At 73.7% G+C, this 14,753-nt stretch carries 13 protein-coding genes; 1 reads left to right on the plus strand and 12 read right to left on the minus strand.

The features are described 5' to 3' along the window. Nucleotides 1–127 precede the first annotated feature (127 nt). The 5 genes from MET2598_RS0100490 to cobD form a co-directional block, all read right to left on the minus strand. The gene (locus MET2598_RS0100490) at nucleotides 128–1,762 is read right to left on the minus strand and encodes a hybrid sensor histidine kinase/response regulator (protein ID WP_018259506.1); all 1,635 of its coding nucleotides are present in this window, start codon (nucleotides 1,760–1,762) and stop codon (nucleotides 128–130) included. Nucleotides 1,763–1,940: 178 nt separating this feature from the next. Next, complete coding sequence (gene glgX, locus MET2598_RS0100495; RefSeq protein WP_018259507.1) at nucleotides 1,941–4,214, minus strand: glycogen debranching protein GlgX; 2,274 nt, start codon at nucleotides 4,212–4,214, stop codon at nucleotides 1,941–1,943. Between the two features lie 131 nt (nucleotides 4,215–4,345). Then, nucleotides 4,346–4,600 (minus strand): hypothetical protein, encoded by a 255-nt coding sequence (locus tag MET2598_RS0100500; protein WP_018259508.1) that lies wholly within the window; start codon nucleotides 4,598–4,600, stop codon nucleotides 4,346–4,348. Between the two features lie 11 nt (nucleotides 4,601–4,611). Further along, nucleotides 4,612–5,913: a capsule polysaccharide transporter gene (locus MET2598_RS0100505; protein WP_012334587.1), complete on the minus strand. Its 1,302-nt coding sequence runs from the start codon at nucleotides 5,911–5,913 to the stop codon at nucleotides 4,612–4,614. Nucleotides 5,914–6,120: 207 nt separating this feature from the next. Beyond that, entirely contained in the window at nucleotides 6,121–7,110 is a 990-nt protein-coding gene (gene cobD / locus MET2598_RS0100510; protein WP_012334586.1) for a threonine-phosphate decarboxylase CobD, read from the minus strand. Here cobD and cbiB point away from each other — a divergent pair. Next, the gene (gene cbiB, locus MET2598_RS0100515; RefSeq protein ID WP_018259510.1) at nucleotides 7,109–8,119 is read left to right on the plus strand and encodes an adenosylcobinamide-phosphate synthase CbiB; all 1,011 of its coding nucleotides are present in this window, start codon (nucleotides 7,109–7,111) and stop codon (nucleotides 8,117–8,119) included. The genes cobD and cbiB overlap by 2 nt on opposite strands. A gap of 122 nt (nucleotides 8,120–8,241) precedes the next feature. Here cbiB and MET2598_RS0100520 read toward each other — a convergent pair whose 3' ends face one another. From MET2598_RS0100520 to MET2598_RS0100550, 7 genes are all read right to left on the minus strand, one after another. Next, nucleotides 8,242–8,460, minus strand: coding sequence for a hypothetical protein (locus MET2598_RS0100520; RefSeq protein WP_018259511.1), 219 nt, complete (start codon nucleotides 8,458–8,460; stop codon nucleotides 8,242–8,244). Between the two features lie 194 nt (nucleotides 8,461–8,654). Beyond that, nucleotides 8,655–9,992: an MFS transporter gene (locus tag MET2598_RS0100525; RefSeq protein WP_018259512.1), complete on the minus strand. Its 1,338-nt coding sequence runs from the start codon at nucleotides 9,990–9,992 to the stop codon at nucleotides 8,655–8,657. Nucleotides 9,993–10,106: 114 nt separating this feature from the next. Further along, nucleotides 10,107–11,060, minus strand: coding sequence for an efflux RND transporter periplasmic adaptor subunit (locus MET2598_RS0100530; protein WP_012334582.1), 954 nt, complete (start codon nucleotides 11,058–11,060; stop codon nucleotides 10,107–10,109). A 48-nt stretch (nucleotides 11,061–11,108) separates the two neighbouring features. Beyond that, on the minus strand, nucleotides 11,109–11,312 hold the full coding sequence (locus MET2598_RS0100535; protein WP_018259513.1) for a DUF1656 domain-containing protein: 204 nt from the start codon (nucleotides 11,310–11,312) through the stop codon (nucleotides 11,109–11,111). Next, entirely contained in the window at nucleotides 11,312–13,351 is a 2,040-nt protein-coding gene (locus tag MET2598_RS0100540) for an FUSC family protein (protein WP_018259514.1), read from the minus strand. Before MET2598_RS0100540 ends, MET2598_RS0100535 begins: the two co-directional genes overlap by 1 nt. Beyond that, nucleotides 13,348–13,821 carry a MarR family winged helix-turn-helix transcriptional regulator gene (locus tag MET2598_RS0100545; RefSeq protein WP_012334579.1) on the minus strand — a complete coding sequence of 158 codons (474 nt, stop codon included), beginning with the start codon at nucleotides 13,819–13,821 and terminating at the stop codon, nucleotides 13,348–13,350. Before MET2598_RS0100545 ends, MET2598_RS0100540 begins: the two co-directional genes overlap by 4 nt. Before the next feature lie 188 nt (nucleotides 13,822–14,009). Then, the gene (locus MET2598_RS0100550) at nucleotides 14,010–14,750 is read right to left on the minus strand and encodes a DUF1223 domain-containing protein (RefSeq protein WP_012334578.1); all 741 of its coding nucleotides are present in this window, start codon (nucleotides 14,748–14,750) and stop codon (nucleotides 14,010–14,012) included. Nucleotides 14,751–14,753: the final 3 nt, after the last annotated feature.

A 14,753-nucleotide genomic window follows, 5' to 3' on the forward strand; every position in this document is an offset into this window, starting at 1 on the left:
CGAAGCCGAAATGCCAAGCCCGCGCGGTGCCTGAGCGAAGCCGAAATGCCAAGCCCGCGCGGTGCCTGAGCGAAGCCGACATCCGCATGGCGACGCGATCCGTCGGATGTCGGATGACCGGCCCGCGTCAGCTCACCCCGTTCGGGCCGTCCAGCACGGCCCGCACGCGGCGCACCAGGTCGAGGCGGCGATAGGGCTTGTTGATCACCTCGAACTCGCTGCCCCCGACATCGGTGCGCTCCAGGCTCGCCTCCGCGTAGCCGGTGGTGAGCAGCACCTTGAGCCGGGGCTGGCGGCGGCGGGCCTCCCGGGCCAGCACCACGCCGTTCATGCCCCCCGGCATGATCAGGTCGGAGAACAGCAGGTCGACCCGGCGGTGGCCGTCGAGCACGTCGAGGGCCTCGCGCCCGTTGGCGGCCGTCAGGACCGTGTAGCCGAAATCCTGCAGGATGGTGCGCGCGAGTTCGGCCACGTCCTGGCGGTCGTCGACGATCAGGATCGTCTCGGTGCCGGGGCGCTCGGTCCCCCGCAGGCGCACCGGCGCCGGGCGCTCGTCCTCGCCGGCGGCCGGGAACATCAGCCGCACCCGGGTGCCCTCGCCGACCCGCGACTCGATCTGGAGGGTGCCGCCCGACTGCTTGGCGAAGCCGTAGACCATCGACAGGCCGAGGCCGGTGCCGCGCCCCTCCTCCTTGGTGGTGAAGAACGGCTCCGTCACCCGGGCGAGCACCTCGGGCGGCATGCCGGTGCCGGTATCCGTGATGCTGATCGCGACGAAGCGGCCGGCCGGGGGCAGGCCGGGGCCGATCTCGTCGGGGCCGATCTCGCGGTTCTCCGTGCGGATCGTGACCGTGCCGCCGGACGGCATCGCGTCGCGGGCGTTGATCAGCACGTTGAGGAGCGCGACCTCGGTCTGGGTCGGGTCGAGCCGGGCGTTGCGCAGGTCGGGGGCCAGCTCGGTGACGACCGTGACCGCGTCGCCGAGGGTGCGGTTGGCGAGGTCGCGCATGCCCTCGACGAGGCCGTTGAGGTTGACGGTGCGCCCCTCCAGGCGCTGCTTGCGGGCGAAGGCGAGGAGCTGCTGGGTCAGCGTCGTCGCCCGGTCGGCGGCGCCGCGGATGTTCTCCGCCGCCCGCAGCAGCCGGCCGGGATCCGGCCGCGGATGGGCGAGCCCCGCCTGCAGGATGTCGGCGTAGCCGACCACCACCTGCAGCAGGTTGTTGAAATCGTGCGCGATGCCCCCGGTCAGCTGGCCGAGCGCCTCCATATTCTGCGCCTGCCGCAGGGCGTCCTCGGCGTCGCGGCGGCGCGAGACGTCGAGCTGCGAGCCGAAGAAGTACACGAGGTCGCCCGCGTCGTTGTAGACCGGCGAGACGAACAGCGCGTTCCAGAAGGAGGAGCCGTTCTTGCGGTAATTGAGGATCTCGGTCGAGATCTCGCGCCGCTCCTTGATGGCGCGCCGCACCTCCGCGATCGTCTGCGGGTCGGTCTCGGGACCCTGCAGGAAGCGGCAATTGCGGCCGATCAGTTCGGACGGGTCGTAGCCCGTCAGGGCCCGGAAGGCCTGGTTGGCGAAGATGATCGGGTTGTCGGGCTGGCGCGGGTCGGTGACGATCATCGGCATCCGGGTCGTCTCGACCGCGGCGAAGAAGATGTCGCTGCGGTGATCCGCGACCTCGCCGGACGCGCCGTCCTGGACGGTCGGGCCGTCCTTCACGGTCGGTGCGCGTCCGGGCGGCGGCAGCTCGGGCGTCGTCGTCATCGCGGTCTCGGTGGCTCCCGGTGCCGTGCGGTGCGTTCCCCAGAGGACGGAAGCGCGCCTGTCCGGGCTGCCGATCCGACTCGTTTCCCCGCCAAGTATATGCGCATCCACGCCGGTCGAGGGCCGGCGGGGCGCGCGCGACGGCGCGCCGCAACCCGGCCGGCGCGGGCCGGATGCCTCACCCGTCCTCGTCGGGCGGGAAGGCGACGGAATCCGAGGTCGCCCGCTCGAAGGCCTGGACCACGTGCCGGAAGGAGCGCCACGTCTCGCTGGCGTGGTCGGCCTCGTCGGGCCGGAGCACGAAGAGGAGCAGCGAGCGCCCGGTCACCTCGTAGGTCTCGCCGATCTCGAAGCGCTCGGCCTCCTCCGATTCCGGCAGGTTGGTGTCGATCAGGCGCAGCCAGGAATGGCCGCCCACCACCTCGGGCAGGGTGAAGGGCACGAGGTCGTGGTGGGCGTTGAGGAGGAGCAGCAGCGTCGCCTCCGAGCCGCGGCGGCGGAGGCCGCTCATCGGCGCGCGGCCGTCGAGCAGCACCGCGAGCGCCCGCGCCTCGCCGTCGTTCCAGTTCTCCGGGGTCATCTCCTCCCCGGAGGGGGTGAGCCAGGTCACGTCCCTGACGCCGAGTTCCTCGTCGAAGGCGCCGGTGAGGAAGCGGCCGCGCCCGAGCATCGGCAGGGCCTTGCGCAGGGTGAGGAGGCGGCGCGCGAACTCGGCCTGCTGGCGCTCGTCCGGCCCGATCGCCTGCCAGTCGAGCCAGGAGATCTCGTTGTCCTGGCAATAGGCGTTGTTGTTGCCCTGCTGCGTGCGCGCGAACTCGTCCCCCGCCAGCAGCATCGGCGTGCCCCGCGCCAGGAACAACGTCGCCAGCATGTTGCGCATCTGCCGGAACCGCACCGCCCGGATCTCGGGATCCGCGGTCGGGCCCTCGACCCCGTAATTCGACGAGAGATTGTGCGAGTGACCGTCCCGGTTCTCCTCGCCGTTCGCCTCGTTGTGCTTCTCGGCGTACGAGACCGTGTCGGCCAGCGTGAACCCGTCATGTGCCGTCAGGAAGTTCACCGAGGCCCAGGGGCGCCGGCCGCGCTTGTTGAACTTGTCGGCCGAGCCGGTGAAGCGCGCCGCGAGGGCGGGCAGCAGGCCCTCGTCGCCGCGCCAATAGGCCCGCACGTCGTCCCGGAAGCGGTCGTTCCACTCCGCCCAGCCCGGCGGGAAGCCGCCCACCTGGTAGCCCCCCGGCCCGCAATCCCACGGCTCCGCGATCAGCTTCACGGAGGAGAGGACAGGGTCCTGGCGGCAGGAATCGAGGAAGCCGCCGCCCTCGTCGAAGCCGTAGGGTTCGCGGCCCAGGATGGTGGCGAGGTCGAAGCGGAAGCCGTCGACCCGCATCTCGGTGGCCCAGTAGCGCAGGGAGTCGGTCACCATCTGCAGCACCCGCGGATGCGAGAGGTTGACGGTGTTCCCGGTGCCGGTGTCGTTGATGTAGTAGCGCTTCTGGTCCGGCAGCAGCCGGTAGTAGGAGGCGTTGTCGATGCCCTTGAAGGACAGGGTCGGCCCGCGCTCGTTGCCCTCGGCGGTGTGGTTGTAGACCACGTCGAGGATCACCTCGAGCCCGGCCCCGTGCAGGCGCGCGACCATCTCCTTGAACTCGGAGAAGGCGAAGTCCGGGACCGCGGCGTAGCGGCGGGCCGGGGCGAAGAACGAGATCGTGTTGTAGCCCCAGTAGTTCCAGAGGTCCTTCTGGCGCAGGTAGTCGTCCTGCACGAAGGAGTGCACGGGCAGGAGCTCGACCGCGGTGACGCCGAGGCTGCGGACGTAGTCGAGCACCGGCTTCGTCCCGAGGCCGGCGTAGGTGCCGCGCAGGCGCTCGGGCACGCCCGGATGCAGCTTGGTGAGGCCCTTCACGTGCGCCTCGTAGATGACCGTGCGGTCCCACGGCACGTCGGGCTTCTGGTCCCGGCCCCAGGTGAAGGCCGGGTCGATCACCCGGCCCTTGCGGGTGAAGGGGGCGCTGTCGCGGTCATCGAAGGTGAGGTCGTCGCCGCTCTCGAGCCGGTAGCCGAACAGGGCCGGGTCCCAGGTGATCGACCCGACCAGGGCCTTGGCGTAGGGGTCGAGGAGCAGCTTGTGGGGGTTGAAGCGGTGGCCCTCGTCGGGCTCGTAGGGGCCGTGGACGCGGTAGCCGTAGATCGTGCCCGGGCGCGCGTCGGGCAGGTAGCCGTGCCAGACCTCGTCGGTGTACTCGGGCAGGTCGACGCGCGCGATCTCGGTCTCGCCGGAATCGTCGAACAGGCAGAGTTCGACGCGGGTGGCGTGGCCGGAGAACAGCGCGAAGTTGACGCCGAGCCCGTCCCAGGTCGCCCCCAGCGGAAACGGCTGGCCCTCCCGGATCCGCGGGCGGCGCGCAACGGCGGGTTCCGGCAGGGAGGGCGTCGCGGGGCTGGTCTTGCTCATGGTGGGCGGGGATCCGTCGCGGGGGCAAAGCCTGACAGCACGCTGAACGCGCCGCCCGCCCTCCGGGTCCGCCAGGCCGGATTTTTTCCCCTGCGGCGCCTCCGGGCGGGCCGCCCCGCGCAGGTGCCGCCTCAGGTCCTGGCCGCGGCCGTGTCGATGGTGCGGCGGGCGATGAAGCGGGTGACCATCCCCTCCACCTCGCTGATCGTCTCCTCGATCAGGTGGATCTGCAATTCGGTGCGCGGGTCGCCCCGGCAGAGCCCCTCGCGCGCCTGCAGCCGCTGCACCGCCTGGCGCACGACCTGGTAGACCGCCTCGCGCTCCTCGCGGCTCATCGTGGGCGAGATCGCCCGCGCGACGAGGTCGATGAAATCCGAGTCCGCCATCACCTCGGGCCTCAGATGTTGTGGTCCTTCACACCCTCGATCAGCAGGGTCGCGCTCCCCCAGGCGACGAGGAGGCAGAAGAAGATGACGAACAGCGTCTCGGGCCGCTCCGGCAGGGTCGCGTACTGGGGCTGCGCCGGCGGCACGAAGGTCGCGAGGTAGACCGACTGCTTGCCCGCCGCGATGCGGGCGCGCTCCAGCATGCCGACCGCCGATTCGTGCAGGCGCTCGGCCACGGTCCGCTCGATCACCAGGCGCTCGTATTCGAGCAGGGCCCGGGCGGCGTTCGGCGCGTCCCCCGCCATCGCGTCGCTGGTCAGGCTCTCCTGCAGGTGCTTCAATTGCTGGTCGAGGGCCGCGATGTTCGCGACGATCGCCTGGATCGAGCGGGATTTCTCGTCGAGGGAGGAGGACCGCAAGACCTGGAGGTCGTTCTCGAGCTTGATCTTCTCCTTCCGGAGTTCGATCATCGTGGTGTAGGTCGCCTCGGCCGACTTGATCGGGTCGATAATGCCCCAGCGGTTGCGGAATTCCCGCAGGGCGACGTAGGCCTGGGTGAGCCGGTCGCTCGCCTTCTGCACCTCCTCGCGGCTGTGGCGCAGCATGTCCTCCTGCGCGCGCTCCGAGATCCCATTGATCAGGGCCTCGGCCCGGCCGACGATGTGCTGCGCGATCCGCACGCCGTCCTCGGGCGTGAAGGCCGCGACCTTCAGGGTGATGATGCCCGAGACCAGGTCGATGCTGGTTTGGACGTGCTTGCGCCAGTACTTCAGCAGCTCCTCGATCGGCGTCTTGCCGGAGTAGCGCGCCCAGAAATCGGCCTCGCGGCGGGTGAACATGGCGCGCACGTCGAGGGCCTGCTGGGCGCTCTCCAGCATCGGCGTGCTGCGGATGTACTCCGCGACGATATAGGTGTCCTGGTTGTTGTTCTTCTGGATGAGCCCGGAGAACTCGCCGATCCTGACCTCGCCGAGCGGCAGGGTCTCGCCGCGCACGGCGAAGCGGCTCTCGACCACGTACTGGTCGGAGGCGAGCAGGAACAGGTAGATTCCGGACACGAAGGTCGGCGCGACGACGAAGATCACGAAGTTGCGCACGAGGCCGGCGCCGATGCGGCGGGGGCGCGGGTCGACCTCCGGCCGGGTGAGCCGGGTCCAGCGCAGCGGGTTGAGGAGCTGCAGCGCGCGGCGCGAGCGCGGCGCGTCGACCGGCAGGATCGTCTCGGCGTCCCGGCGCAGTTCGGGCAGCGAGCGCCGCGCGAATGCGATGACGCCGCCGAGCCTGTCGCGCCGCTTGACCTCGTCCACGCTCATCCCGTCTGGTCCCCGCTTCCGCTCGCCCGGCCGATCCTCGCCGTCCCGGACCCGCTCGTGCGGCCAAGCCGGCCTTATGCGGCCCAACCCTGGCGGGGGTCAACGAGGTGCGTCCGGGACCGGACGCGGGGCGAGGCCGGCCCTGTCGGCCGAGGTCGGGATCCCGGTTTTTTCGGCCTTTTTGATGGCGCCCGCGTGTCCGGCGTGTCACGCCAGCGCGCCTTCGAGCCGCTCCCAGGCATCCGGCGCGGCGGGAAGGCCGAAGCGCAGCCGGCACGGCTGCTCCTCGAAGCGGCGCACGAACAGCCCCGCCCGGCCGAGCCGGTCGAACAGGGCCGGCGCGTCCGGGAAATCCGCCGTGCGGAACAGGGCGGTGCCGCCGACGAGTCGCCCGCCCGCGCGCGCGAGCAGCCGGTCGAGCCGCGCCGCATCCGCCCGCCGGGCCGCGGCGGCCTCCTCGCGCCAGCGCCGGTCGGACAGGGCGGCGATCCCGGCCGCGAGGGCGGGCCCCGACACCGCCCAGGGCCCGAGCGCCGCCCGCAGCCTCGCGGCGAACGGGGCGGGGGCCACTGCGAAGCCGAGGCGCAGCCCCGCGAGCCCGTAGGTCTTGCCGAAGGAGCGCAGCACCACGGCGCCCTCCGGCACGCCGCCGCAGAGGCTCTCGACCGGCTCCAGGTCGGCGAAGGCCTCGTCGACCACGAGGAGGCCGCCCCGGGCGCCGAGGTGGGCGGCCGCGGCCGCGAGGGCCGGGCGCCCCGTCACCCGCCCGTCGGGGTTGTTGGGATTGACCACGACGGCGACGTCGTGGTCGGCCGCCGCGGGAAGATCCGGCACGGTCGCGACGGCGTGGCCCGCCCGCCGCCACGCCGCCGCGTGCTCGGCGTAGGTCGGCCCGACCACCGCCACCCGGCCGGCCGGGCGCAGGTGCGGCAGCCACGCGATCAGCGCCTGGGTGCCGGGCGCCGCCACGATCTCGGCCGGGTCCGCCCCGTAGGCGGCGGCGGCGGCCGCGTCGAGGGCGGCGAGGTCCGCCGGGGCGGGCAGGCGGGTGAGGAGGCTGGCGTCGAGGGGCGGGCACGGATAGGGGACCGGGTTGATCCCGGTCGAGAGGTCGAACCACGGCTGGGGCGCGTCGGGGAAGAGCCGCCGCGCCTCGCCGAGGTCGCCCCCGTGCCGGATCCCCGCGAAAGCCCCCATGCCCGCCACGCTCCATCCGCCCGACAGCCTCCTCGTGCTCGCCCTCGCCCTCGCGGCGGAGGCGGCCCTCGGCTATCCCGACCGCCTCTACCGGGCCCTCGGCCATCCTGTCACCTGGATCGGGGCCCTGATCGCGGCCCTCGACCGGGGGCTGAACCGGGAGGAGGATCCGCCGGCCCTGCGGCGGGCGGCCGGGATCCTGGCCCTCGCCCTCGTGCTCGCGGCGACCGGCGCGGCCGCGCTCGCGCTGGCCCTGGCCGCCGCGGGGGCGGGGCGCTGGGCGGGACTCCTGGCCTGCGGCCTCCTGGCGGCGAGCCTGCCGGCGCAGCGCAGCCTCGACCAGCACGTCGCCCGCGTCGCCGAGGGCCTGCGCCGGGAAGGGCTGCCGGGCGGTCGCCGGGCGGTCGCGATGATCGTCGGGCGCGACCCCGAGAGCCTCGACGCGGCGGCGGTGTGCCGGGCGGCGATCGAGAGCCTGGCGGAGAATTTCTCCGACGGGATCGTCGCGCCCGCCCTCTGGACCGGGGTCGGCGGGCTCGCGGGCGGGGCGCTCTACAAGGCGGTCAACACCGCCGACAGCATGATCGGCCACCGCACGGCGCGGCACCGGGCCTTCGGCTGGGCCGCGGCGCGGCTCGACGACCTCGTCAACCTGCCGGCCTCCCGCCTCACCGCGGCGCTCATCGTGGCCGCCGCGGCCCTGCGGACGGATTGCTCGGCCGGGGGGGCGCTGCGGGCCGTGCGCCGGGACGCGCGGCGACACCGCTCGCCCAATGCCGGCTGGCCGGAGGCCGCGATGGCCGGGGCGCTGGGCCTCGCGCTCGCCGGGCCGCGGGTCTACGGCGCGGTGCGGGTCGAGGATCACTGGATGGGCGACGGCCGGGCGGAGGCCGGCGCCGACGACATCGAACGGGCGCTCGCGCTCTATCGGACGGCGCTCGGGCTGCTCTGGGGGCTGGTGGTGGTGCTGGTTCTCGGCACCTGGGCGTGGCGAGCCGCCGGGCCGTGAGCGCGCGAGGGGCGGGGTCATGCCACATCCGCTTGGTCCCTTCGGGATGGCGGATGTCGTCGCCGCTCAGGCGCCGCGCGGGATTGGGATACGGGATCCGCTGCGATCAAGCGGAGCCCGGATCACCCGTCGGGATCGAGACGTCCCGGGCCCTCGGGCTCCGGTTCCGCGAGGATCCGCCCTGCATGGTCCCGCATCGCGCGCGCCATCGCGCCGAGGGCCGGGTCGTCGAAGCGCGGGCCCGGCAGGCGCGTCGCCAGGAAATGCGCGATCAGGCGCGCCTGGGCTGCATCGCGGGCGCGCTTGAGCGGGGCGCGATCCTCAGAAGACCTGCTCGGCATCCGCGCGTTGGCGAGCCTGCTCGCCGCTCCACGCGATGACACCGCGCATGCCCGTTTCGCCGTCCGGTCGCCCGTCCATGTCGGGGACCGGGCGGCCGAGCGCATCATCGATGCCGCATGCAAGCGATTGCGAAAACAGGGATCATCCCTTCGCGGGCCGGTTCGCGTCCGAAAAGGGATAATGGGGCGCCGCCCTAGCGGCGCGCCAGGGTCGCGGCGGGCGCCGCCTCGGGGGCCGGGCGGCGCAGGATCGCCTGCGCGACGAAGACCATCGCGACCCCGACGAGCAGGCAGGCGGCCAGGAACAGCATCGGGGTGAGGTCGCTGCCGCTGCGGTCGCGGATCCACGGCACGGCGTTCTGGGCGATGAAGCCGCCGAGATTGCCGACCGAGTTGATCGCCGCGATCCCGGCCGCCGCGGTGGCGCCGCGCAGGAAGGTCGGCGGCAGCGACCAGAAGACCGGCTGGCCCGAGAAGATCCCGGCCGCCGCCACGCACAGGCAGACGAATTTCAGGGCCGAGCCCGGCACCACCACGCTGAGCGTCAGGGCGAGCGCCCCGACCAGGGCGGGGCCCGCGATGTGCCAGGTCGTCTCGCCGGTCCGCGCCGCGTGGCGCGGCACCCACCAGAGCGCGAGCCCGACCACCGCCCAGGGGATCACGTTGAGGAGGCCGTTCACGGTGTTGGAGACGCCGAAGCCCTTCACGACGGTCGGCAGCCAGTAGCTCAGGCCGTAGGCCGCGAGCGGGAAGGCCACGTAGAGGAGCGCGAGGATCATCACCCGGCGGTCGAGCAGGATCCGGAACGGGTTGGAATGGTCGGTATGGGCCGTCGCGGCGGCCTCGCGGGCGAGGGCGTCCGCCAGCCACCTCTTCTCCTCGGCCGGCAGCCAGCGCGCCCGCTCCGGCCCCTCCGGCAGGATGAAGAACACCACCACGGCGAGCAGCAGGGCCGGGACCCCGGTCGCCACGAAGACCCATTGCCAGCCGCGCAGGCCGAGCAGGCCGTCGAGGTCGAGGAGCGCGCCGCCGATCGCCGCGCCGATCATGTTGGCCACCGCACTCGCGATCATGAACCAGCCGACCATCCGGCCGCGGTGGCTCTGCGGGAACCACAGCGTCAGGGCGAAGAGCACGCCGGGGAAGAATCCCGCCTCCGCCACGCCGAGCAGGAAGCGCAGCACGTAGAACATCGCCGTGCCCTGGGTGAAGCCGAGCAGCACCGTGATCAGGCCCCAGGTCGCCATGATGCGGGTGAACCAGAGCCGCGCCCCGACGCGCTCCAGGATCACGTTGGAGGGCACCTCGAACAGGAAGTAGGCGATGAAGAACAGCGACGCCCCGAGCCCGTAGGCGGCCTCGCTGAGGCCGAGATCGCCCACCATCTGCAGCTTGGCGTAGGAGACGTTCTGCCGGTCGATATACGCGATGAGGTACATCAGGCCGAGGAGCGGCATCAGTCGGCGGGTGATGCGGTCGAGCGCGCGCGCGCCGAGCGCGTCGGACGCCGCCTGCGGCGCGTCGTGAGGCATGGGGCGTCCCTCCCGGACCGTTGTCCCGAGGGGGCGACGCGCGGCCGCACCCCCCCTTTTGGGTTGAGATGCCGCCTATGCGAGAAGGCCTAACCCGTCAACCCTTCTCGCCCGTCAACCCTTGCGGCTGGTGGCGAGCGTGCTCCGGAGGGCCTGCCAGCGCTGCCAGAGCCCGTCGAGGGGGCGCGGCTCGCCCTCGCCGCGGCCCCGCACCACCACGGTCGCGGTCCGCCCGACGGTCAGCTGCGCCAGCGCCGGGGACGGGTCGAGGGTGACCCGCACCGGCACGCGCTGGGCAAGCCGCACCCAGGCGAAGGTCGGGTTCACGTTGGCGAGGAGGTTGGCCCCGGCGCTGCGCTCCCGATCCTCGATGCCGGCCGCCACGCTCTCGACGCGCCCGGCCAGGTCGCGGCCGCCGCCCATCAGGTGGATGCTCACCGGGTCGCCGACCCGGATGCGGTCGAGCTTCGTCTCCTCGAAGTAGCCCTCCACGTGGAGCGTGTCGCGGTCGACGAGCGCCAGCACGGCCTTGCCGGTGGCCACGTAGCTGCCGGGGCGCAGTTCGAGGTTCGAGATGCGGCCGTTGACCGAGGCGCGCACCTCGGAGCGGGCGAGGTTGAGCTTGGCGAGGTCGCGGTCCGCCACCGCCTGGTCGTAGGCCGCGCGGGCACCCTGCTCGGTGGCGAGCGCCTGTTCGAGCCGCTGCTGCGACACGACGTTGTCGCTGAGCTGCTGGTAGCGGGCGAGGTCGGCCTCGGCCTGGGTCAGCGTCGCCTTGCGCCCCGCCACCACCGCCTCGGCCTGGCGCAGGGCCAGGGTGAAGCGCTCCGGGTCGATGCGGAACAGGAGGTCGCCGCGCTTCACCTCCTGGTTGTCCTTCACGTCGACGTCGCGGACCAGCCCGGACACGTCCGGGGCGACGCCGACCACCTCGGCGCGCACGCGCCCGTCGCGGGTCCAGGGGGCCTCCAGGTAATAGTCCCAGAGGGCGGCGCCGACCACCAGCGCGACCAGGACCAGGAGGCCCGTGACGGCGAAGCGGCCGAGGAAGGCGAGGAAGCGGGTCATGGCGGGACTCGGCGGGACTCGGCGGGACTCGGCGGGACTCGGCGGGACTCAGGCGAAGCGCGGGGCGAGGGCGACCACGGCGCCCAGGCAGGTCACCGTGAGGGCGGCGTCGAAGAGGGGGCGGTGCCAGACGAGGCGGTAGAGCCCGGCCCGGGCGATGAGGCGGCGCAGGACCAGGCTGAGCGCGAAGGCGATCACGGCCTGGACCAGGAGCGCCGGCAGGAAGACGCCGTAGAGGTCGAGATCGGGCATCAGGCGGCCTCCGGGAGGGAGAGGCGACGGCGGGGCGGCCCATAGGGCGCCGCGTCGGGGAACAGGGCGCGCCGCAGGCCCGCGAGGCCGAGCAGGGCGTCGCGCCGCCCCTCCGGCCCGGGATCGGCCCCGATCCGCTGCAGGGCCGCGTCGATCTCCACGAGGAGCATCGGATCGGCCGTGTCCGGGCCGCCGCGATAGTGGCGGGCGACGCCGTCGAGCACCCGGTCGAGGGCGGCGACGTGGTCGGCCGGGAGCCCGTGGCGGGCGCGCCGCAGGAAGACCAGCACCATCCCGACGCGCAGTTCCGCCAGGGTGTCGACCCGGCGCAGCGCGCTGTCCGGCGCCGCGGCGGCGATGCGCGGCACCAGCAGCCCGAGGCGGTCGAGCATCAGGGCCGCGAAGGCGACCCGGTCGCCGCGCCCGCGCCGCGCGGCGGCCCGGGCGAGGTCCCGGCGGCTCGCCCGCAGCAGGCGCCACCCTCCCTGCTCGGCGCCGATCGACCGGGTCAGGCCGGTGACGAGGGCGGCGATCCAGATCCCGGCGATCAGCGCCACGCTGGAATTCACGAAGGCGGCGAATTCCGCATCGTACCTGTCCTGGATGGCGAGGAGCGCGTTGCCGTTGACCCCGAGGGCGATCCCGGCCGCGGCGGTGCGCGGATGCGCCATCAGCAGGCCGCACAGGAGGAGCGGGGGACCGACGGCGAGCGTCAGCATGACGAAGTCGTGGACCCGAGGCAGAACCCCGAACAGCAGCAGGCCCGCCGCGACCGCGCCCACGGCCGACCATTGCGCGAAGCCGAGGATCGAGGGGGTGGGGTCGTCCTGCGCGGCGAACAGGCAGCAGAGGACGAAGCCCATCATGGCGGCGGTGGCGCCGTCCGGCCACGCCGTGGCGATCCACAGGCCGACGCAGAGTGCCGCCGAGACCAGCAGGCCGAGGACCGAGCGCAGCGCCATGCCGTGGTCGCGGTGGCGGGGCGGGCGGGCCGCGAACTCGCCCCCGTAGGCGAGGGGCGCGGCGAGCGGGCCGCCGCCGCGCGCGATGTGCCCCTCGAGGGTGCGGCAATCCCGCGACAGGGCGACGAGCTCGCGCAGCCGGTCGAGCAGGCTCGCCCGCACCAGCAGCGTCCAGTCGGGATCGGCCGGCAGCCCGCGCTCGGCGGCCTCGATCCGGGCGGTCAGCGCGGCCATGCCCTCGGCCGGTGCCCCGGCCTCGGACCACGCGTCGAGCGCCGCCATCAGGTCGCGCAGGTCCGCGGTCAGGCCCGAGACGGCCCGCAAGGCCGCGATCCGGTCGGCCAGGGAGGAGAGCACCGGCAGGAGCAGGAGCATGCGCGCCCGCAGCGTCGCCACCCAGGGGGCGGCGGCGGCCTGCCGCGAGGTGTCGTAGGCGAGGTGGGAGGCGAGCACGTCGATCTCGCCCGCGTCGGCCGCGAGGCGCAGGCGCCGGGCGCGCACCTGCGGGTCCTCGGCGGCGCCCGAGAGCACCTCGGCGGTCCAGCGCCCGGCCTCGCCGAGCCAGGCCGCGATGCGCTGCGCCACCACCGGCGCGACCGATTGCGGGACAACGAGGCTCGACACCAGGGCGGCGCAGAGGATGCCGAGGGTGATCTCCTCGGCCCGCGCCACCGCGGTGTCGAAGATCGAGCCCGGGTCGGTCACCGCCGGGAAGCCGATCAGGGCCGCCGTGTAGCCGGCGAGCATGAACAGGTAGCTGCGCGGCGTCCGGTCGAGGAGCGACAGGTAGAGGCAGCCGGCGGTCCAGAGGGCGAGGGCGGCGGTGAGGAGTTCCGGGGCGTCGACGAGGTTCGGCACCAGGGCGACCGCCGCCGCCACGCCGATCAGGGTGCCGCCGACCCGGTAGAGGGCCTTCGAGCGGGTCGCCCCCGACAGCGCCTGGGCCGTGATGAACACCGTCGCCATCGCCCAGTAGGGGCGGGGCAGGTCGACCCAGAGGGCGATCCAGAGCGCGAGCAGGGCGGCGCCCGCGGTCTTGCCCGCGAAGAGCCACGCGCGCCAGCCGGGCAGGGTCATGAGGCGGCCCTCGCGGCGGGCAGGATCGCCGGGCCGAGCCGCTCGCCGGCGCCCTCGCGCAGGGCGCTCAGCACCCGCAGGGTCGCGCGCAGGTCCTCGTCCGGCACCTCGGCGAAGAGGCGCCCGCGCAGGCGGTCGAACTCCGCCTCGATCGCGCCGACCCGGGCCCGGCCCTCCTCGGTGAGGCTGATCACCTTGGCGCGCCGGTCGGTCGGGTCCTCCCGCCGGGTCACCAGGCCCGCCTCCTCGACCTGATCGAGCAGGCGCACGAGCGTCGGTCCCTCGACACCGAGCGCCTCGGCCAGGGCCGATTGGCGCGGCTCGCCGCCGAGGCGCCCGACCATCAGGAGCGGCAGGGCGGTGGCCTCGGTGAGGCCGAAGGCGGTGACGACCTCGTCGGCGGCGCGCCGCCAGGCGCGGCCGGCCCGCACGAGGCCGAGGGTCAGGGTCTGGAGGAGCATCCGGCGCATGGCACCTCGCTGCGACGGCCCGGGCGACCGTTGCGGAGGCTGATAAGTAGGGTCCTAACGATTGCGCGGCAACGACCGGGTCATGCGCTGCGCGCCGCCCTCACCGGAGCCGGGCGACGTCGCATGCGCCGGCGGAAGGGACGGGCCGGCCCGGGATCCTCGGGCGGCGAGCGGCGCGGCCGGCCCGCTCACAGGCCCGGGCCCTTGGCGGCTCCCAGAATCCGCCCCGGCCCGCCATACTCGGCCTGCAGCACCAGCACGTAGGAATCCGCGTCGCCCGAGGCCTGGAGCAGGCCGCGCGGCACCTCGTAGCGGGCGGGCGCGCCGGTCCAGTGGCCGACATGGTGCATGCCGCGCACCACGTTGCGGTAGGTGACGGTCTTGCCCCGGTTCTCGCCGCGCGCGATGGCGACCTCCCGCGAGCGGGACACCGGCAGCAGCCACAATTCGGCGGTGCGGCCGGCATCCGGCGCCGCCCCGACCTCGATCCGGATGCGGTCGTCCTCGACCACGGAGCGGATCGGCACCGGCAGGCTCACGGCCGTCCCGGGATCGCGGATGGTGTGCTCGAGGGCGCTGCGGTCGGAGCCGACCACCGCCGAGGCGCCGTTGATCACGGCCTGCGGCGTGTAGACCTGCCGGTCGCCGCGCACCCCCGCATAGGCGCGCTGGCGCTCCGTGAAGGCCGCGTGGGCGAGGGTGTCCTTCCAGCCGAGATAGTCCCAGTAGGTGACGGGCAGGCTCAGGGCGATGACGCTCGGGTCCCGCGACAGGTCCCCGATGATGCGGTCGGCGGGCGGGCAGGCCGAGCAGCCCTGGCTGGTGAAGAGTTCGATCACCGCCCGCGGCTCCTCGCCCGCGCCGGCCGGCGGCGCCCCGGTGAGGAGCAGCGCCGGGAGAAGCCATCGGAGAACCGCCGCGCGCGTCATGCG

The organism is Methylobacterium sp. WSM2598, from assembly GCF_000379105.1.
In the GTDB taxonomy this organism is placed as follows: domain Bacteria; phylum Pseudomonadota; class Alphaproteobacteria; order Rhizobiales; family Beijerinckiaceae; genus Methylobacterium.